Here is an 18584-nt window from a genome sequence, read left to right as displayed (position 1 = left end):
GATGATCCTTTCCTTTTAGGCTGCACATCCGTTGTACAGCAAAATCCTGTAGTCGTGGATGATCTGGGTGGTGACGTCGAGTTCGGCGGCGACCCGGTAGACGCCGCGTACGTGCCCGACGTCCTGCGCGACGGACGCAACGCCGGCCGCCAGGTCAACACCCGGTCCGCCCAGCCCGGCGACATCGTGATTTTCCAGTGGGATTCCGGCCTCGCGGATCATAGCGGCTTTGTGGAGATTAACCGCGGATCCTATGTGCGGACCATCGAGGGCAACGCCGACAACGGCATGGTGGCTCGCTGTGCCCGCTCGTGGGGCACGTCGCCGCGATCCTGCACCCCGCCTGCACGGGCGCCCGGCCCTGCAGCCCTACGCGTACGGGGGAGACGGCTCCCAGCTCGTCCGCCGCACGCAGGAGGTCCTCGAATCCGAAGGCGTCTACTCGGGCAGAATCGACGGGCTCGCCGGCCCCAAGTACATCGGTGCTCTGCCCCGCCACCTCGGCGTCGCCGTCCAGAACATGAAGCCCTGGACCAACTAGGGATACGGACTCGGCCGAGCGTTCTAAACCCGACTCAACCAAGGAAAATTCTAGAAGAAAGGAGAACCCCCGATGGATGAAACCCCGCAGCACGCGGCCGAACCCACGTCGAACCACGTCCTGTGGGCCAGAGCCGTCGGCATCTCCGAGGCCGGCAACGGCATCAGTCTGAACAATGCTGGCCAGGTAATGTTCGCTGCGCCAAGATCGAAAAGGTCCTCGAATCCATCCGCATGATGCGGTGGATTCGGGGGACTTTTCTCTGTTTCTACCGGGCGAAGATACTCATGTATTCGCTTGGGGTGACTATGGCCGGACTGGATACGGACACGTCGTCGAAGTCCTTGTCTCCGGTCACGAACACGTCCGCCGCCCCGATGATCGCCGAATAGAGCACTGGATAGTCGAGGGGATCACGGATCTCGAACAGTCCGGGCTTGGGGGTCAGGGGAGTGACCACGGTCTCGAAGCTCAGCTGGAGCAGATACTGCTCGAGCACGTCCGCACGTGTCGGCCACTTGCGGGCCACGACCTCGCGGGCCTCGTCGATCGTGTACGTGGACAGCAGCAGCGTGTTGTTTCCACGTCCGGCGTCCACGATCACATTGGCCGAGTTCGTCGACCGGAATATCACGGCGGACAGCAGCACGTTGGTGTCGATCATCACGCGCATGCGCTCACCCCTTCGCGGCGCGATCCCGTCGCACCGATTTGATGAGGGCGGTCAGGTCGTCCTCGTTGGACAGTCCGGCCTCCTCGGCCGCTCCATCGAACCCGGCCTGCGCTCGCTGGATGGCCTCGAGGTTCGAGTTGCGCAGGGACACGGTACCGTCGTCCATGCGCACGAACACGACCTTGTCTCCTTCGCGGATGCCGACCGCCTCGCGCACGTCGGCGGGGATGGTGATCTGTCCCTTGGCGGTCACCTTCGCCACGTCCATCACCACGCTCATAACGCACCTCCTTAAGTAATGCATTCCTTACAATCATTATTGTATCGAACAGTGCTATACGCGGTCAATATGCGCATACAATGGTTTTCGACAGCAAAATAGAGTGCCCTTAGAGTGCCCGTGTCGAAACGATGGTCCGTGAGGTGTTGGAAACACTGCGAAACGAGAAACTGACAAAGATTCAAGTTCAACGTGTCGAAGTGATCGTCGGGTAGCATCGGGGGTCTTGGAATCCCAGTGATTCCAAGACCCTTAGTGTTATTAATTTCATGCTCATTGCTGCCGTCCCGATTGGCTTCAGGAATGGGTTTTTGACAGTGGTATCCGCCCATGATGTGTGTTGCATGTGCCGGTGACTCAGTCCAGTGTTTCGAGGTTGGCCTAGATTGTTTAATGAATTATCTGGAGGCAAGCGGCACGATTCCAGTTGGTTGGCACAATCGATGACCATGGTTCGTTGCACTGGCGGAGCGGTGGGTCTAAACACAAGTCGGTAATTGATGCGGCGCAGAATGAGCTTGGCAAGGATGCCTACGCCAGTATCGAGTGCTACATGGTTCCGCTGTTTATAATCATACTGTCGTAAACAGAGTCTAGGGAGAAATATGTACGCAACACCGAGGATCAGATCTGGGAAGATGCTGTCTGTCCCTCTGGTCTCTAACCATGATGTGGTCTCTCCGCTGAGGTATCCGGGAGGAAAGAGCGTGTTGTCCAGATATGTGGCGTCTCTCATCGGTATGCTCGGACTTCGTGACGCCACATATGTTGAGCCATACGCCGGTGGGGCGGGTGTTGCGTTGCGTCTACTGCGGGACGGTACTGTACCAAAAGTTGTCATCAATGATTATGACCCTAATGTGTTCGCTTTTTGGCATAGTGCAATCAATGATTCGACATCATTCTTGGAGATTTTCGACAAGACGGAACCCACTATTGAGGAGTGGCATCGACAGAAAGATATTATCAGGAATCCTGGCAATGAACTTGACAGAGGGTTTGCGTTCTTCTTCCTCAACAGAACCAACAGGTCCGGCGTACTCAACGGTGGCGTCATCGGCGGGTTAAAGCAGAGCGGCGCATATAAGGTAGGGGCCAGATACAATAAGGACTCCCTAAGGAAGAAGCTCGAGTTCCTCGGCAGTTGCTCGGATTCCATCGAGGTCTTGAACGAGGATGGACGCGCCGTAGTCGAACGGTTCATCGGGGATGATAGAGCTTTCATCTATGCGGATCCGCCGTACGTGGAAAAAGGGCGGAGTCTGTACATGAACGCTTTTGACGAAAGCCAGCACGAGAATCTTGGAAAGACATTGAATGGTCATACCTGTTCCCGATGGATGCTTACGTATGATGACACGTCGCTGGTCCGGGAATTGTATAAGGACAGATACGGCGGGTTGTTTCCCCTGAGCTATAGTGCATCTTCGCGTCGTTCCGCGAATGAGCTGATGATTTTTTCCGATACACTGGGTGAAGCCATAGCATGCAATGCCGCAGAAGGAGAGTGACATGGCGGGCGGAAGACGAGGAAGTGTCGGTGTGTGGAAAGGACAGCGGGTTGAGTACATCCCGCTGGATGATCTGGTTCTATGGACGGAGAACCCCAGAGATCCACTGGAAGGCGCCTATACTAATGACGATGTCATTCGTCGCGCGATTGATAAGCGTAATGAGGGACAGTGGCAGCTGCATAAACTTGCAAAGGAAATGGGGGACAAGTTCGATTTGAGCGAACTACCCACGGTATGCAAGATAGACGACGGACCGATGTATAGGGTGTACGACGGCAACAGGCGTGTCATCTTGGCAATGCTTCGCAAGAGAGGTTTTTCTGTCGATGGGCAACGGCAGCTGATACCTCCGGACTTCCCCGACCCCATGCCATGCAATGTATGCGACAAGCGAACCGCTCTGGAGAATGTGGAGCGCAAGCATAAAGGCAAAGGAAGCTGGAAACAGTATGAGCGGGATTGTTTCATGTTCCGATACATGGGCGGTCCGAAAACCGTCCTAATGAAGCTGGAGGACCTCATTGGCGCAGTGACTGAATGGCCTATACTTAATACGGGATTCGTTGAAAAAGATGTCTTCAACAAGAAGCATCTCGAAGAGATGGGGCTTCTCCCCGATGAACCGGATTTCGGTGTTCCTTCCGAATTATTGCGAGAACTCGTGGAAGCCATTGCTGGCAAACTGGACAACGAGTTAAATACCCGCAACGCTCGAAACAATCCAGCAAGCGCATTGCCAAAGGACCTCATCAAGCGTCTTAAGGAATCCCAACGCCGTCACTCCGCCAATAAAAAGACTGACACACAGGAGAAGGCGCATGCCGACGCCCGTTCACATTCGATGCCGGAACCCGTTGCTGAAAGTGAAGAGCAGGATGGTGCTGACCTCTTCGATCTTCCCAAAGTCCCTGTCCAGGACAGCACTCTCAAAGAGAACCGGAAAGCTCGCACGCGTCAGGTCAGTTCGTCTCCTGTCGCTGTTTTTGGCGGGCCGTTACATCTGAAATCAGGCAACGTAAACAACATGTACCGCACTTTGGAAGAGCTTTGGAACATGTATAGGAACGAGGACATACAGAATCGGGAAGCGTTTGTCCCGATCTTCCGCATGGGCCTGCGTCTGTTGACGGAAACAGCGGCCTCGGAGCACTGGGAACATGGTGGTCTGAAGAGCTATGTGGATGCCTACGCGGAGAGAGGCAAGACGAACCTGAGAAAACGTAAAGAAGGTCAAGATCTTCTCACGTTCGTGTCCAACCACCAGGTATCGCCGGACAATCTGCTGCGATTACTCCAAAGCGGTGCGCATGCATACGCGTCGACCAGAGCCGAAGGACAGACTCTGGCCATGAGCGTTTTAGTCGGAGAGATGCTTACGTTGAGCCATGGACGTTCATAACTGCCGCATGGTGCGTTCTCGATGGATGGCCATCATGGACGCACTCTCATATCCGGTTTTGCCCACGGTCGAAACCGAGCACGGAACCGGTTGTCGAATCCGTCCAGCTGCCCAGTCCGGTGTGTGGCATAGCATTCCCCGCTTGTTGCGCGAGAAAAACATGGCGAATTGAAGCATTATTTGTCATCTGAGGATAACAATGGGATGGTGATGTCCACGCTCCAGTTGCCGTCATCAGTGGCTATGGCGAGTGTCCCGGACATGGATTCGACAACGGTTTGGTATCTTTCGAGGCCGCTGCCGAGTCCGAGTTGCGCCGCACTGTTTTTCAGCGCGTCGCTTGCTGAGATGATGACGTGCTGTTGATCGAAGGAGATCGTGACGGCGTACCATGCGTCGGGATCGGCGTGCTTGGCGATGTTCGCGTATAGTTCGTTGATCAGTCCTTCGAGGAGGTCAAGGATGTCGTCCGTCAACGGATAATCGAACGTCCCGAGAATGTCATCGCCTTGAAAGCCAAGACTCGTAAGCCATTGCCGTTGCGTTTGGATGATTCCTTCAAGCCGTTTTTGCTGTCGTTTGACTTTCTTGCCGGTTCCGTCGTCGTCCTGCTGAACAGCACGGTTCCGATCGTCCGCCTCATCGTCATGCTCGAGTTGTCGTATCACCTGATGGGTATGATCGAGCGCCGTTTCGGCGATGGCACGTAGATTGTCGAGCTGCCGTTGATATTGGTCCCGGTCGTCAGGCAGGTCGTCGTGGCTTGCCTGGTCGATGCGTAGGATCATGTAGGCGAGGTCGTTGCTGATGGTGTCGTGCAGGTGTCGTGCCGTGTGTTCGCGGTCGAGCTGCTGTCTGAGCGCCGCGGTCGCCTGTCGTTGGGCGAGCAGCAGGTTGAGACCGAGCCCCAGTGACAACGGGCACAGGCACATGACGGTCATGCCGACGATGTTCGATGCGGTGAGGTTGTTCTGTGTATTGCTCACGACGAGGGCGGCGAAGGCGACCAGCGCGGAAGCGGCGCCGAGGCTGGGTCTGACGAATGAGAGCACCGCAATGGACGTCAGTGCGGCGATCATGATGGTCGTCAATGGCGAGAACAGCCACAGCAATGCGTATCCTGAGATCGCGAACAGCAGACAGGCGGTCCATGTCGGTGCCACTCCGAGCATGGCGCACAGAACGGCAACAAGCAGCGATATGCGTATGGTCGACCATGACAGCAGGTTCTGGGATGAGTACACGCACATCTCGATGGGGATCGCCGCCGCGAGGACCAGTCCCGCCGCCAGTATGGCCGGATGATGTACGCGGTTCAGAACAGATCGTATCGAGCGCATATGGCGAGGGCCTCCTTGCGGTCGGCGGCGTGGAGTTTGCGGCATGCCCGGTTGACGTAGGTGAAGACGCTTCCCCTGTCCACGTTCAGGAGCGCGGCTATCTCGTCGGTGGACGACCCGCGCGCGTAGAGCCGCAGCACGTCCCACTCCCGGGGGACAACGACGGCTTGTCGGTTTCCGGCAACTGCGTCCGGTAGCGCGTTCGTCGTTGAGTCTCCGATGGGCTTCCCGCGCGGTGGGGAATCCGGCGTCGGCAACGGGTTCGCCCTGCGCCGCGCATCGTATGGCCTGCGGAAGTTCCCTGACGATGCGGTCCTTGGCCAGCAGGCATTGCGCTCCCGCCTCTATCGCGTCCTGGCGGTACGAAGCGAGATCATAGGATGTGACGCATACCAGGCCGATAGTCGGGGTGCGCCGGCGGATTCTCATGCAGATGTCCGCGCCGGTGATGCCTCCCAATGCCATGTCGACTATCAGCACGTCGGGTTGCGTGCCGTGTGTCATGCAGCGTTGCAATGCCGACGCCGGTGACGTGGTGCTCCAGATGACGTGGAACCGCGGGGGAAGACGGCTTGTCATCATGGCTATGGCGTTGAGGGCGAGCGAATCGTTGTCCAGAACCCCGATGGTTATGGTCCGCGATTCCGATACGTCTGTCATGGCATCCATCGTATGCGCGTCCCATACCCGTCGCCGTATCGTTGTCATGCACGCGCATGACAATCCTTTGCTTCCGGGTTGCAGTCTGTGGGCTAATGGTTGGTGACAGTTGTGCGATCCGTCCGAAGGAGCATGATGATGAAACCGAGAACACGACACAAGGCCGCCATGCTGATTGCGGCGATGCTGCTGCTGTCCGGCTGCGGGACGACCTCGAACGGTGGCGCCTCGGACAATGGCGGCATGCTGACCTGGCAGCAGGCGAACGAGGAATACAAGGCGACTGTCGAGGACTTTCCCTTTGCTCTGATGAACGATGACAAGTTCCCCGCGAACATGCCCAAGGCGCAGTCTTCGTCCTCGTTGTATGCCAAGGGCAGCGGAGAGGGGCAGGCGTACTTCTACTGGCAGTGCTCGGTGGAGCGCAACATCCTCGACAACAGCCGGACCGCTCCGGAGACGGCACGTGAATCCCTCAAACAGCTGCGCAAGCTACTGGACACCGACTGGTTCAAGAACTACTACGAGGACAAGGACGGCATAGTCGAGAACGACGTGATCGGCAAGTCCGAGCTCGGCGATTATTCGACCATGCGGGACTTCTACAACACGGACTGCACGTGGTACCGTCAGGAGAACGGACTGGCGCAATGAACGTGCCCACCTTCTCCAAGCATTTATTGGCGTGCGTCGCGGCCGTGGTGTTGTGCGTGACCGTGACGGCCTGCTCGTCATCGCAGACGTCATCGTCCGACGCATCCTCCACGGCAGGGCAATCGGTGTCTACGGTCGAGGTGCGCAAGGGCGGCATCACGCCATTGGCCTCATCCTCCACCAGCGTGCAGGTGGCTTCGGTGTTTTCGCTCGTCGCTCCGGCGAAAGGCTGGTTCCATTCCACGGCCGAGCAGGGATCATACGCTCATGCGGGCGACGTGCTGGGCACCATCGGCGACCAGAAGATCACAACCCCAGTCGATGGCGTGATCGAAACAATCACGCAGGACAACGACGTGGCCGCGAACTATCCGCTGTTCTCGATACGATACGGCGGCATGAGCGCCAATGTGGACGCGACTGCGCTGCTGACGACCATGGGCTCGGACCAGACGCTCACCGGCCGGTTCCAGATCACCGACGCGCAGGGTCCCACGGATTGCGCGGCGGTAGTGGACGACGGCATTGCCGCACCGGCCTCATCGGGAGAATCCGCGACCGGATCGACGACCGCGCAAGGCGCCGCATCGACGCGCACTATGCAATGCCTGTTCCCGAAGAACGTGCAGGCGCGCCCCGGGCAGAACGCCACCGTGGTGCTGACCGCGACCGCAATCGAGAATGCGCTGATCCTGCCCGTCACCGCGGTGGCCGGCAGACTCGGCTCCGGTCAGGTCAGCAGGCGCGACGGCGACTCGTTCACCGCCGTGAACGTGAAACTGGGCGCGTCGGACGGCACTTCGATCATCATCCTCGACGGTCTCAAGGAAGGCGACGTGGTGTCCGCAACTGCCCCGAACCTTGCTCCCGGAGCGCAATCATGAATGACACGCCACTCATCCGGCTGGATCACCTGAGCGCCAAAGTGCGATTGCCCGATGGCGGCAGGCTCACGACGGTGAACAACGTGAGCGCGTCTTTCGAGCGCGGCACGTCCACCGCCATCGTCGGGAAATCAGGGTCCGGCAAAACCAGCCTCGCCTCCATCATCGGCCTGCTTAACAACGACTACAGCGGAACGCTCTCCTATGACGGACGGGACTGCGCCGCGTGGAGCGACGCCGACCGGTCGCACTTCCGTTGCCGGCATATCGGGTTCGTGTTCCAGAACTACTCCCTCATCCCGCATCTGAGCGCGTGGGAGAACGTGGCCCTCCCGTTGCAGTACCGGGGAGGGACGCCCATGCGGACGATCAGAAGACGGGCCGTGCGCATGCTGCATACCGTCGGACTTGCGAAACGCGCGGACAGCATGCCGTCGCGCCTGTCGGGAGGCGAACAGCAGCGCGTGGCCATCGCCCGCGCGCTGGCGACCGATCCCGACCTGCTGATCTGCGACGAGCCGACCGGCGCGCTCGACACCGAAACCGGCGATATGGTCGCCGCCATACTGTTCCGACAGGTTCAGGAACTCGGGGTCACGCTCATCCTCGTCACGCACGACCCGCAACTCGCCGCCCGATGCGAACGCCGGCTGACAATCGACAGGGGGAAACTGTCGTGATTCGCATGATCGTCAAGGACCTGCGTATCAACCCGCTGCGCACCAGCCTCACCGCCCTATCGATGTTCATCGGCATCGTCGCGCTCATTGCCGGCGTCCTCGTCGGCACACTCGGCCGCGACTACCTCGAAGCGGTCAACGCGCGCCTGAGCGGCAAGACCCCCACCTACAGCGCCATCATCGACGTACGGTCACTAGCCGATGCGCGGACCACCACGACCTTGCAGGAACGCCTTACGACTTTCAGGCCGGGAACCGCATCCGCGCAGTATCATCTCAACGACCTCGCCGTATGGGCATCGTCCGGCGGTGGCATGGAGATACGCCACGTCACCATCGTCGTTACCGACGCCGAGCGGATGGGAGTCATGCCCGCGCCCATCATCGAGGGCGCATGGCTGAACGGGGCGGACGAACCCGCCACGCTGGAAACCGTGGTCAATGAAAGCGCCCGCCAATACGTGCATGACGGCACCGTGACGCTCGCCCGGACCGGAAACCCGCAGCAGGTGCCGGCACGGGTGAACGGCGTCGTCGCCGACGGGGCTGACGAGCCCGTCATCTACATCAACGCGATCACATTGCAACGCTACTGGCCCCAGGCCTGGGCCACGGATGGGCTGACCATCCTCGTCCACCCCGAGAAGGGCGTGGACGACCAACATGTCAAAACCGCGTTGGATGATCTGCTGTCCGACGTCGGAATCGGCAGCGTATCGTCATGGAACCGCTCCGACAACGCCGGAGACTACGAGCAGGTCATCGGCTTCCTCCGACTCGGCGTCATCGTCACCGCGATGCTGCTGCTGGCGGTATCCGCCATCGGCATGATCAACATCGGCTTGGCCGGCATCGAGCAGCGCTCGCACGAACTGCTCATCCGCCGGGCGCTGGGAGCGACCAGAGCCAGCATAGCCATGCAGGTCATCGGCTCATCCGTGCTGCTCAGCCTCATCATCGCATTCGCGGCGGTGCTCATCTCCGCGGCACTGGTCTGGGCGGTTCCGTGGATGTTGCCGCCGACTCGCCGCTCGAACCGCCGGCGTACCCGTACACGGCGGCTATGGTCGCGGCAGGCGCATCCGTCGCCACCTCGCTCGTCGGCTCCCTCGCCCCGGCCATCAAAGCCATACGACTGCAACCCGCGCTGGCCTTGCGATGACAGCATAATGGAGGGGTTAAGAGTCAAAACATGGGTCTTAACCCGGTTCGAGAACCATGCGGCGCTCCCAGCACGTCAGCCGTGTCTATTCCCAATGCAATGAGTGACGTATACCGTCACCGTAGCGATGCTGCTCGGAAAGAAAGTCAATAAGTTCGTCGGAATACGAATCGTCGCCGTTGATCTCATCCGCAAGATAGAACAACGCGATCAACGACTGTGCGACCGATCGTTGCTCGTAGTTGAAGTCCGGGTAGCGTCGACGCATGTCCCGGGTGACAGGCGGCACGATGACCATCTCGCGGTGCCACAGCCTGCTGTGGTGCGAACACAGGTTGCGCAGGTAGACCATCGCATGGATAATCTCGGATGCGGTGCGCAGGTTGGTACGTATGCCGAGCGACCGGTACAGCTCCTTGAGCGCGCTTGTGTCCCGATGCAGGCTGAGCATACGCGATACCGTGTCGAACGGCAGAGTCTCCACCGCCGCCCAGATCGGCACCGGCTCACCCACTTTGCGGTAATGGCGGATGCATACTTCGTTGGATATGTCCATCCATTTGCGGATGTTCGAGATCAGCGAGGTTCGCAGTTCGACGTCTTTGCGGTTGGTGATCGGCTCGTACGAATCGATGTCCGCATATGAGTATGCGCCACCGTGCTGTGCGACGAGATACGCGAAGCGGGACCTCACCGTCAACTCGACGAGTGCCGTGCCCCGCAGAATCTTGGGGCGTAATTCGCCGTCCAACCGATACGGTTCAAGAAAATCAGCTGTCGTAACGTCGGACTTGAAGTCGTTGTCCCCGTGCGCCGGATCATTCTGGAACGCGCGGAAATACCCGGACAGCCGGTAGTAGTTGGAGTCAAACAATATTCGGCGCATTGCGTCGTGATCCGGCACGGTCAGGCCTCGTGACTTCATGAGCTCGATCATCTCATCCAAGTTCTTCGCTGGCTTCACCGACACCTCCGGAAATGAAAAGAGCCTCCCGGGTTGCGCACTGTAAGGAGGCGTGGAAGGCTGCTGTTATCGCTGAATCTAGCATCCGGTCCCGACCGACAGTGATTCTTGGCCTTACCGTGCTACGACGGTGCGGGATAATCGCAACGCTGTGTGATTATCCCGGTCAAAATACGACACAGTCCGGTGATGGCATCGAGCTCAAGTTTCATCAACGTCTAAGAAGCGATTGTCGGACAGCATCGGGAGTTTTAGATGGAAAGCATGTCCTAGAACCTCCGCGCTACGTGTGCGACCAACGGCAACATGGCAACGGCCAGCATGAACGTCATCGCCAGAACCGCTCCCGCTGAATAAACGCTGTACGCCCAGCCGTATGCGATCTGTCCGAGAGGCTGGGCGCACATGCTCGTGGAGAGCGCGAGCGACATCACCTTGCCGGTCATGTCCTCGGGGCAACTCATCTGGATCGCCGGCACGGCAATGAGGTTCGCGAGGGTGATGGCGACCATGGTTCCGCAGGTGCTCGCCGTGAGCGTCGCAAGGCGCACTCCATCACCGGCGGGAAGCGCCATGACGAGCGCCTGGGGCAGGATGGTGAGCGAGAAAGCGGCGATTGTCGCCGGGAATCGTCGCTTGGAAAGCGACTTCGCGGCCCGTCCTCCGACGAGCGCGCCAAGCAGTCCGGATACTCCCACGAGACCATATGCAAGACCGTACGCCGTGGAGCCGAACCCCAGCACGGTCCGCACCATGTAGGGGAAACCGACCTCCGCATAGCCCGTCACCAGAAAGTTGAGCGCAGCGCAAAGCAGCACCAGATACAGTACATGGGGGCGCTCGCGAGTGAGGAAACGCCCGGCGCGCACAAGGTCATCGAGGGCCGAGGTACGCCCATCGGCACCGCGTTCGGGAGCGCCGAGCCGGATGAAGCACTCCACGACAGCGGCCGTGCCGAACCCCACGATGGTGACTCCCATCATGGGCATGGCGCCCACCGCCGCATAGAGCACGCCGCCGAGCACGGCCGGCACGAGCGTGCTCGTCTGGTTCACCACGTTCACCACGGCCATCGCGCGACGCATCACGTCCTCGCCGTGGGAACGGAACATCTGCGGCAACGCCGCCTGCACCGTGGGCGTCTCCATGGCATCGAGCACGGCGAGCACCACCTGCATCACGGCAATCGCCGCCAGATTAAATCCGGTAGCCGAGAAAACCGCTGCGCAAATGAGCACCGTTGCAGCGGAGAGCGCATCGAGCGCCACCATGACGGTCCGGCGGTTCGTGCGGTCCGCCACCACGCCACCAAGGGGCGAGAGCAGAATCGTGGGCAGGATACTCGCCGTGAGGATGGACGCGAACGCCGCGGCCGAGCCGGTCTCGTCAAGCACCCACATGGACATGGCGAACCGCAACATGAGGTTGGCGAAGAGCGATATGCCAAGACCTGCGACAAGCAGATAGAAGTCGCGTACGTGAAGAGGATTTGCGGCTGGGCTGTTTTGCTGCTGAGTCGTGTATTCGGACGTGTTCGTCATCGTGGATTCCTTTCTTGATTACTTATAACAACTATTCAGACCGACCGTCGGTCTGTTATGGTGATAAAAAATGCGCCATGGCGAAGGACGCACAAACGTCCTTTCACTTGGGCGCCATAATTTGCAAGCCGGCGTGTCCGGGTACGGCCTATGCGGACGCCGTTTCCCCTTCCGGCATCAGGGCTGTGAGGCCCTTGACCGCTCGTGGGATGAGCGTCTCGTCGAATACCGGCACGCCGATGGCGTCGAGCATCGTGGCGAGGCAGCGGATACGCCGTTCCATGTCGGTGCGGTCGGCGGGATAAAAGCAGGGCATGAGCCAATAGTTGCCGAGGAGCGAGAGCAGTTGCGCCGCCTCCTCGGGATATGCCGTGGGAATCGAACCGTCCTGCACGCCCATGTCGATGAGCGAGCGGAAGGGCTCCGGCAGCCTCGTTGACCAGAAGCGCATATTCGCGGTAAAGAACGCGGGATCCTTGAGAAGCGCGAGCTGGGATCGAACGAGATCCAAGTGATCGGGGGCGTCCACGGCGGAAATGACGAGTGCACGCAACTTCTCCAACGCGCTCATGTCATCACGCTCGATGAGTTCGTCGAGGAGACGCGAGGTGACGGCCCACTCATCGGCGTTCAGCTGGTCGAGGATCGCCTCCTTCGATTTGAAATGGTGGTAGAGCCCGCCCTTGGAAAGACCCAGATCGTTCAGGATGTCCTGGATGGATGTCTTCTCGTAGCCCTTCTCGGCGAAGAGCCTTCGTGCGGAATCGAGGATTCGCCGTTCGGTGTCCTCGTGGTGCGTATGGTGCGCCATGACCTCCTCCTTTGTCTTTCTCCCCCAGAGCATACAGACCGTCGGTCGGTCTGTCAAATAGTCGAATAGACTATCACGCGCTGTGCTTGAATATCCACAACAAGACAGGATGAAAAAGACCGACAAACATCGAACTTCAATTCAATGTGTCCGAGGACAGATACATGACTTTTGGCATGGCGAGATTTCACTGTCTGGATGAGACTACCCGTCGACTGTGCAAGTGTGAGGGCATGGACGGCTGTTGCGGTACGGCAAGTCGGTCGAGTTCAAGTTCTCCCCAACGTCTGAGAAGTGATCGTCGGGTAGCGTCGGGGGCCTTGGAATCCAAGCGATTCCAAGGCCCCCGGCTATTTTGCCATGCGGAGCTTCTCGGTTCGAGATTACGGTTTTACGATCGGCATGAGCAGGACGCTGTCGTAGACGCCGCCCGTATGCACGGTGTGCCTGCCCTGATTGACGGTGGGCAGCTGCGCGTCCGGCGCTTCATCGCTGGCACGGGCCTCGGCTACCGGACCGCAGGCATGTCCTCCGATTTCCAGCACCAGGGTCTCTCCTTCATGCAGGAGCATATCGGTCGGCCATAATCCCAGATCGATCTGCACCGGTACGAACGGGGTGACCGGTTGCGGGTTCGTATAGGTCATGTATGGTTCGGTCGGCGTCGATCGTTTCGTATCGAGTTCGCGGTGAGAGGCGCGCAGTCGGCCGTTGGGGCCGACGTAGATCGGTCCGCCGGGAAGCTGCTTGCCTTTCGGCGTGAGTGCTATCATCATGCGCAGTTTCTTCTCCAAGCCGGGGAAGACCACGTGGTACAGCACTTTGCCCTTCGCATCCTTCTTGTACAGCTGGGCGAACAGATCCATGTCGTCGCCGGCGTCGGTGCTCATCCATAGGCGGGCATTGAGTGGCCCGTGGATCTCCATGTCCCGGGGAATCCGGTATTCGAAGCGTGCAACGGCGCTCATGTCACGACTGACGGCATCGTATTCGGCGCTGGATTCCAGTGCGGCCTTTTGCTCGTTCATAGTGCCGTTCGAGGCGTCCAGATGCAGTGCCATCGTTTCGGTCCGCACGCAGGGATAGTCGTCGGACGTGGAGAACAGGTTGTGTTTGGCTCCCACGTCAAGCCGCGAATAGCGTACGCGTGGCGTCTGCTCCCACCCGTTGTCGATGCCCTTGAGATAGTGGTCGAAGAAGCGACGCAGGTCGTCGCAGTTCTCCCGGGTGTCGAGGTCGCCCCATTCATGGGTGTCGTGGATGCGCAGCCATTTGTCCTTCGATCCGAGTCGTTTGAATCCGGAGAGTGTGCTGCGGGTGTGGATCGGATGCGTCCAGCTGGCCACTACATAGGCGGGGACGGTGACATGTTCGAGATCGGGGATCTTATCGGTCCAATAGTCATCCACGAGCGGGTGTTGTTCGAGCATGCCGGTCACATCCTCGAATCGGCTCTGTCCGTACAGGAAGCCGACGATGTCGATGTCATGGAACGTGCCGTTGGGGATGCCTCCTCGGCATACCACGTCGCGGTATTCGTCGGTAAGGCCCTCCCACGGGGCGATTGCGGCCAGATGAGCCGGCTTTGCTGCTGCGGCGGCCCATTGGATCATGGCGAGCTGTGAATTGCCCATCATACATACCTTGCCGGTGCACCAGTCTTGGCTCGCGATGTATTCGATGGTGTCATGCACGTCTCGTCCGGCCTGAGTGCCCATGAAGTACATGTCACCGCCGGAGTGACCGATGCCCCGCTCGTCCACCACGCAGATCGCATATCCATACCTGCACCAGTAGGCCGGGTCGGGAGACTCGAAACGTTGCAGACCGGATACCTGATCCTTGGGGAACCCGGTGCTGGTCACATCGTAGTTGGCGTTGAACGGGCCTCCGCGCTTGCTGTAGGGCGAATAGACGAGAATGACCGGGGTGCGGGTGTCGCCCTGCCTGCGCCATAGGTCACCGTAGATGACCGTGCCATCGCGCAGCTCGATCGGGATGTCCTCCAGGCATTCGATGTCGATCGGCAGTCTCATGGCTCCCTTGGCGTTGACGCTTCCCTTCCGGTAGAGGACGGTTCGCGTTTCCAGCGGCGGAATCGGAGGTTTGGCCTGGTTCAGTGGATTCGCCGGTTTGAACAGGATGTCGCTCCCGTTGATGTCAAGCAACGGTGCGTTGCTGTTGGTGGTAACGGTCATGATGTTCCTTTCTGTGATGGGACTTGTAATGGAGAACAGATGATGTGATTCGGCCGGCGTGTCCTTTTGGACAATGGGCCGGGTATTTCCTATCCGACGATGGTGTCGGTTTCGCGGTCGCGTATGAAGATCGCGATGAATGCCGTCAGTGCCAGCAGAATCGCCGCGGCGGCGATGAATGCGATTTTGTCGCCGTAATATGCCGCTTCAAGTTCCGTGGCCGTGGGTGCGATCACGGAGGATAGCGCGGAGAACGATATGATCAGCGCGACCATGAAGGAATTGCTGATCTGGTTTGAGGTCTGGGCGGCGGCGTTCGCGTGGCGCACGAGAGTATTGCTCAGCGAATTGATGCCCCATGTGTTGCAGGGCGTGATGATCAGCTGCACGCCTACCGAGCAAAGGGCGTATGCGATGGCGACGACCGGCATGCCGGTGTCCATCGGCATCGTTGCAAGCAGTGCGATGCCGGCGAGGGCGCACACGCTGCCTGCCCGAACCGGGACATGCACGCCGAACCGGTCGTACAGTTTGCCGGATACCAGCGCCATCGCCGCGCTGAGCAGAGCGCCAGGCAGTACGACGAGTCCACTCATCACGGCGGATTCGCCTCTGACGATCTGAACGAACAGGGGCAGCACGGTACCGATGCCGAGATACACGCCCTGTGTGAGTGCGATGACGGCGACGGAACTGGAAAACCTGCGGGAGCGGAATACGCGCATGTCAAGCATGGGCTGGTCGAGCCTGCACTGGCGAACGACGAACAACGCGATGAGAGCGGCGCCGATCACGATGAGGAAGATGATGACGGCGGTATTGCTGGTCGACGAGAACGTCGACAAGCCGTACAGTATGCACAGCAGTCCGATTGACGACAATGCCACAGACAAGACGTCGAACGGCGTCCGAGTGGCCGTCTCCTTGGTCTCAAGCACCACCATTGCGACGCAGAGAATGATGATGCCGAGTACGCCGACGATAAGGAACAGCGCATGCCAGCCGACGGAATCGATCAACAGACCGGACACCGTCGGGCCTATCGCCGGTGCGAATCCCACCAATAAGCCGATCAGACCCATGGCCGTTCCGCGTCGTTCGCGAGGAAAGATGAGTACGATCTCGGTCATCACCATGGGCAGCAGAATTCCCGTACATGCCGCTTGACAGACGCGGCCGACGAGCAAGACTCCAAAATTCGGTCCCCACGCGGCCAGCAGGCTTCCTGCGGAGAATATGCTCATCGCGGCGACGAACAGGCGCTTGGTCGAAAAACGTCCGAGCAGGTATGCCGACAGTGGGATGATCAACGCTTCGACCAGCGAATACGCGCTCGACAGCCATTGGGCCGTGGTCGCGTCGATGCTGAAGTCTTCCATGATGGATGGCAACGCCGGAGACAGAAACGACAGGTCGAGAATGGCGAGCACCGTGCCCGTCAACAGCACGATGACCGTAATGCGTTGTTTTCGGGTCAATCCCATAAGAGCAGGTTCCTTTCCGTCGGCGGTCCGGCGCTGATTTCGGCCGTACCGCTGCAATTTGACCATGGTTGGTTATTGATCTAATGTCTATTTAGCAACCAAAGTCGCATATCTTCAACCGACGGAAATCATCGCAGGGAGCATATGCAACCGATGGGCGAAAATGTCGCTTATCGACATCGCCCATATGGACACGGAAACGAAAGGGCCATGCATGGCGGAGGATCTACGCATCGTCAAAACCCGGAAGGCGATTCGTGAGGCCTTCCTGGCATTGCGGCGAACCCAACCGCTGGAGCGGGTCAGGGTGCGCGACATCTGCGCGGAAGCACTGATCAACAAGTCGACGTTCTATCATCACTACACCGACGTGTTCGATCTGTCGGACCAGCTTGAGGACATGGTCCTTGATGAATGCTTCGAGGCGTTTCAGTACAAGGACAAGCTGCTCACCGATCCTTTGGTCTTCCTTGGAAACGTGCCGGCGGCCATGAACACGAGAAAAGACGCCATAGACATACTGTTCCGCGGCAGGCAGGACGTGCTGTACGACAAGATAGAACGACATCTACGGCAGTTCTATCTGACGGAAGACACCGCCGAGGAGGAGGACATCCTCCTCACCTTCGTCATTGGAGGGGCGATGTACGCCATGCGTACGCTCGCGGCCGAAGGGCCGTACAGCAGGGAATCCGTCACCGAGGTCTCGGCCCGCATCATCGGCAGGCTCGTGCAACGGGAATGAGGCCCGTCTTTCGGCGGCTGACGCGATTCTCTCCGTTCCGAACTGCCGTACCGAACATGGTCTGTTTTCTGCCGCGGTGAGACGAAAAGGTCGAGTTCAAGTTCAACGTGTCGGAGTGATCGTCGGATAGCGCTGAGGGCCTTGGAATTCCAGTGATTCCAAGGCCCTCGTCACATGGTGGTCGCTGGCTGTTGCGGTGTGGTCTGTGTCGGGAATGGTGTATCACCGGGGTCTGCGCCCGGCGTGACGGACGATTGGATCGGAGAGAAAGCCACGGTGCCAATCGTGGACATAATCGCGTTTTGTGTAGTGCGAAACAGGGCCTCTCCATCACACGGCGTTCTGTAATGGAGTCATGACCAACAACAGTGCCAACAATTCAGCAATCTCCATTCAGGTTATGGTGGCCGGCCGTGTTCGTGTCTCACCGGATCTGCCTTTCGGCAACGGGTGCGGACTGGTCCGCGGTTCTGGCTTTTTCGTGCCCGCGTCCAAGCGCATATGGCTGCCCGTATGCGCGTTCCTCGTCACCACGCCGCACGGCCGTATCCTGTTTGATACCGGCTGGGGCCGGGACATGAGTCCGGACGGCGTCTACGACCGTGGAGCGCAGATCCGCTCTCTCGGCTCATGGTCCCTGTATCGGGTCAACCAGGGTGTAGTGGGTCCGGGGATGACCGTGCCTGAGCAGCTGGCCGCGCAGGGCCTGTCCCCGGCCGATCTCGACGTGGTGGCGATCTCCCATCTTGATTGCGATCACGCGAATGGACTGCGCGGCGTGAGGGACGCCCGGCGCATCATGGTATCCAGGGACGAGATGCGGTGCGTCACGCGGTTCCCGAACAGCCTCGTGCGCTTCAACGCCTCGTGGTGGAGGGGAATCGACCTCGACCTGTACGACTGGAACGACCATGAGGGCCCCGCCGGACGATCCTACGACCTGTTCGGCGACCGCAGCGTGCAGCTCATCAACATCCCTGGCCACNNCNNCGNNCAGNTNATCAACATCCCTGGCCACACCGACGGTCAGGTGGCCATGAAGATCACGGCGCCG

18 protein-coding genes are annotated in these 18584 nt (G+C 59.3%); 9 read left to right on the top strand and 9 right to left on the bottom strand.

The features are described from left to right. Positions 1-15: 15 nt before the first annotated feature. A complete protein-coding gene (locus Tam10B_RS06315) occupies positions 16-222 on the bottom strand; it encodes a hypothetical protein (protein WP_093960411.1) in 207 nt (68 codons plus the stop codon). On the opposite strand from Tam10B_RS06315, the gene Tam10B_RS13765 reads away from it, so the two are divergent. Further along, positions 187-621 carry a hypothetical protein gene (locus Tam10B_RS13765; RefSeq protein WP_332881264.1) on the top strand — a complete coding sequence of 145 codons (435 nt, stop codon included), beginning with the start codon at positions 187-189 and terminating at the stop codon, positions 619-621. The two genes, Tam10B_RS06315 and Tam10B_RS13765, sit on opposite strands and share 36 nt — an antisense overlap. Positions 622-809: 188 nt before the next feature. Here Tam10B_RS13765 and Tam10B_RS06305 read toward each other — a convergent pair whose 3' ends face one another. Beyond that, the gene (locus Tam10B_RS06305) at positions 810-1214 is read right to left on the bottom strand and encodes a putative toxin-antitoxin system toxin component, PIN family (protein WP_093960409.1); all 405 of its coding nucleotides are present in this window, start codon (positions 1212-1214) and stop codon (positions 810-812) included. A gap of 4 nt (positions 1215-1218) precedes the next feature. Beyond that, positions 1219-1494 (bottom strand): AbrB/MazE/SpoVT family DNA-binding domain-containing protein, encoded by a 276-nt coding sequence (locus tag Tam10B_RS06300; RefSeq protein ID WP_158214149.1) that lies wholly within the window; start codon positions 1492-1494, stop codon positions 1219-1221. Positions 1495-2099: 605 nt separating this feature from the next. Between Tam10B_RS06300 and Tam10B_RS06295 the strand changes: the two genes are divergently transcribed. Together Tam10B_RS06295 and Tam10B_RS06290 are read left to right on the top strand one after the other, a co-directional pair. After that, a complete protein-coding gene (locus Tam10B_RS06295) occupies positions 2100-3005 on the top strand; it encodes a DNA adenine methylase (RefSeq protein WP_198947544.1) in 906 nt (301 codons plus the stop codon). A 1-nt stretch (position 3006) separates the two neighbouring features. Next, a complete protein-coding gene (locus Tam10B_RS06290) occupies positions 3007-4407 on the top strand; it encodes a hypothetical protein (RefSeq protein ID WP_093960406.1) in 1401 nt (466 codons plus the stop codon). 176 nt (positions 4408-4583) lie between these two features. Here the strand turns inward: Tam10B_RS06290 and Tam10B_RS13870 are convergent, their stop codons facing one another. After that, positions 4584-6416 carry a response regulator gene (locus Tam10B_RS13870; protein WP_456297850.1) on the bottom strand — a complete coding sequence of 611 codons (1833 nt, stop codon included), beginning with the start codon at positions 6414-6416 and terminating at the stop codon, positions 4584-4586. Between the two features lie 123 nt (positions 6417-6539). Between Tam10B_RS13870 and Tam10B_RS06275 the strand changes: the two genes are divergently transcribed. From Tam10B_RS06275 to Tam10B_RS06260, 4 genes are read left to right on the top strand one after another with little or no spacing between them, the layout of a single operon-like run. After that, positions 6540-7061, top strand: coding sequence for a hypothetical protein (locus Tam10B_RS06275; protein ID WP_233133624.1), 522 nt, complete (start codon positions 6540-6542; stop codon positions 7059-7061). Beyond that, the gene (locus tag Tam10B_RS06270) at positions 7058-7945 is read left to right on the top strand and encodes an RND family efflux transporter (RefSeq protein ID WP_093960404.1); all 888 of its coding nucleotides are present in this window, start codon (positions 7058-7060) and stop codon (positions 7943-7945) included. The genes Tam10B_RS06275 and Tam10B_RS06270 overlap by 4 nt, the downstream gene beginning before the upstream one ends. Next, positions 7942-8625, top strand: coding sequence for an ABC transporter ATP-binding protein (locus Tam10B_RS06265; protein WP_093960403.1), 684 nt, complete (start codon positions 7942-7944; stop codon positions 8623-8625). Before Tam10B_RS06270 ends, Tam10B_RS06265 begins: the two co-directional genes overlap by 4 nt. Positions 8626-8630: 5 nt before the next feature. Beyond that, positions 8631-9890 carry an ABC transporter permease gene (locus Tam10B_RS06260; RefSeq protein ID WP_233133635.1) on the top strand — a complete coding sequence of 420 codons (1260 nt, stop codon included), beginning with the start codon at positions 8631-8633 and terminating at the stop codon, positions 9888-9890. On the opposite strand, the gene Tam10B_RS06255 is transcribed toward Tam10B_RS06260, so the two are convergent. The 5 genes from Tam10B_RS06255 to Tam10B_RS06235 all read right to left on the bottom strand — a co-directional run bounded on the left by Tam10B_RS06255 (position 9873) and on the right by Tam10B_RS06235 (position 16785). Beyond that, positions 9873-10751, bottom strand: coding sequence for an Abi family protein (locus tag Tam10B_RS06255; RefSeq protein ID WP_233133623.1), 879 nt, complete (start codon positions 10749-10751; stop codon positions 9873-9875). The two genes, Tam10B_RS06260 and Tam10B_RS06255, sit on opposite strands and share 18 nt — an antisense overlap. 269 nt (positions 10752-11020) lie before the next feature. Further along, positions 11021-12292 carry an MFS transporter gene (locus tag Tam10B_RS06250; RefSeq protein ID WP_093960402.1) on the bottom strand — a complete coding sequence of 424 codons (1272 nt, stop codon included), beginning with the start codon at positions 12290-12292 and terminating at the stop codon, positions 11021-11023. Positions 12293-12440: 148 nt separating this feature from the next. Continuing rightward, positions 12441-13103 (bottom strand): TetR/AcrR family transcriptional regulator, encoded by a 663-nt coding sequence (locus Tam10B_RS06245; RefSeq protein ID WP_093960401.1) that lies wholly within the window; start codon positions 13101-13103, stop codon positions 12441-12443. Between the two features lie 383 nt (positions 13104-13486). Then, on the bottom strand, positions 13487-15301 hold the full coding sequence (locus Tam10B_RS06240) for a CocE/NonD family hydrolase (RefSeq protein ID WP_093960400.1): 1815 nt from the start codon (positions 15299-15301) through the stop codon (positions 13487-13489). 89 nt (positions 15302-15390) lie between these two features. Next, positions 15391-16785 carry a DHA2 family efflux MFS transporter permease subunit gene (locus Tam10B_RS06235; RefSeq protein WP_158214148.1) on the bottom strand — a complete coding sequence of 465 codons (1395 nt, stop codon included), beginning with the start codon at positions 16783-16785 and terminating at the stop codon, positions 15391-15393. 214 nt (positions 16786-16999) lie between these two features. On the opposite strand from Tam10B_RS06235, the gene Tam10B_RS06230 reads away from it, so the two are divergent. Continuing rightward, positions 17000-17530, top strand: a complete 531-nt coding sequence (locus tag Tam10B_RS06230; protein ID WP_143248568.1) for a TetR/AcrR family transcriptional regulator — start codon at positions 17000-17002, stop codon at positions 17528-17530. 355 nt (positions 17531-17885) lie between these two features. Then, positions 17886-18584 (top strand): MBL fold metallo-hydrolase (locus Tam10B_RS06225; protein ID WP_143248567.1); only part of this gene is annotated, 699 nt, incomplete at its 3' end.

The sequence above is a fragment of the Bifidobacterium vansinderenii genome, assembly GCF_002234915.1.
GTDB classification, from domain to species: domain Bacteria; phylum Actinomycetota; class Actinomycetes; order Actinomycetales; family Bifidobacteriaceae; genus Galliscardovia; species Galliscardovia vansinderenii.
The sequence above is the reverse complement of the archived record's forward strand: the minus strand, read 5'-3'. Positions and strand labels throughout refer to the sequence as shown.

Coding starts and splice junctions, on each gene's coding strand:
- Tam10B_RS06270 (WP_093960404.1), top strand. CDS start 7,058: ATGAACGTGCCCACCTTCTCCAAGCATTTATTGGCGTGCGTCGCGGCC.
- Tam10B_RS06235 (WP_158214148.1), bottom strand. CDS start 16,785: ATGGGATTGACCCGAAAACAACGCATTACGGTCATCGTGCTGTTGACG.
- Tam10B_RS06290 (WP_093960406.1), top strand. CDS start 3,007: ATGGCGGGCGGAAGACGAGGAAGTGTCGGTGTGTGGAAAGGACAGCGG.
- Tam10B_RS06315 (WP_093960411.1), bottom strand. CDS start 222: ATGATCCGCGAGGCCGGAATCCCACTGGAAAATCACGATGTCGCCGGG.
- Tam10B_RS06305 (WP_093960409.1), bottom strand. CDS start 1,214: ATGCGCGTGATGATCGACACCAACGTGCTGCTGTCCGCCGTGATATTC.
- Tam10B_RS13870 (WP_456297850.1), bottom strand. CDS start 6,416: ATGGATGCCATGACAGACGTATCGGAATCGCGGACCATAACCATCGGG.
- Tam10B_RS06245 (WP_093960401.1), bottom strand. CDS start 13,103: ATGGCGCACCATACGCACCACGAGGACACCGAACGGCGAATCCTCGAT.
- Tam10B_RS06295 (WP_198947544.1), top strand. CDS start 2,100: ATGTACGCAACACCGAGGATCAGATCTGGGAAGATGCTGTCTGTCCCT.
- Tam10B_RS06275 (WP_233133624.1), top strand. CDS start 6,540: ATGATGATGAAACCGAGAACACGACACAAGGCCGCCATGCTGATTGCG.
- Tam10B_RS06240 (WP_093960400.1), bottom strand. CDS start 15,301: ATGACCGTTACCACCAACAGCAACGCACCGTTGCTTGACATCAACGGG.
- Tam10B_RS06230 (WP_143248568.1), top strand. CDS start 17,000: ATGGCGGAGGATCTACGCATCGTCAAAACCCGGAAGGCGATTCGTGAG.
- Tam10B_RS06300 (WP_158214149.1), bottom strand. CDS start 1,494: ATGAGCGTGGTGATGGACGTGGCGAAGGTGACCGCCAAGGGACAGATC.
- Tam10B_RS06260 (WP_233133635.1), top strand. CDS start 8,631: ATGATCGTCAAGGACCTGCGTATCAACCCGCTGCGCACCAGCCTCACC.
- Tam10B_RS06250 (WP_093960402.1), bottom strand. CDS start 12,292: ATGACGAACACGTCCGAATACACGACTCAGCAGCAAAACAGCCCAGCC.
- Tam10B_RS06265 (WP_093960403.1), top strand. CDS start 7,942: ATGAATGACACGCCACTCATCCGGCTGGATCACCTGAGCGCCAAAGTG.